Below are 335 nucleotides of genomic sequence, written 5' to 3' on the forward strand. Positions count from 1 at the left end.
ATCATTAATGGTAAAATTTCTGCTGCGTTTCCAATAAGCCCGATTGAAAGCCCTTTTCCTTCTTTCTTTGCTTCAAACGCTAATTTCAATGCTTCATCAAGGTCATTTGTTTTTACATCTAAGTATCTAGTTTCAATACGACGATCAATTCTCCACTCATCCACATCGATGCCGATACATACGCCATCGTTCATTGTTACTGCAAGTGGCTGTGCACCACCCATACCGCCTAGGCCAGCTGTTAATGTGATGGTGTGTTTTAATGAACCGCCGAACTCTTGACGAGCAAGCTCTGCAAATGTTTCGTAAGTTCCTTGAACAATTCCTTGGCTTCC

The 335-nt window shown here is 42.1% G+C and carries 1 pseudogene; it reads right to left on the bottom strand.

The window, feature by feature from the left end:
• Window positions 1–335: pseudogene (locus tag BIV60_RS27895) on the bottom strand (urocanate hydratase); the annotation flags it as partial.

The organism is Bacillus sp. MUM 116 (genome assembly GCF_001866655.1).
In the GTDB taxonomy this organism is placed as follows: Bacteria; Bacillota; Bacilli; order Bacillales; family Cytobacillaceae; genus Neobacillus.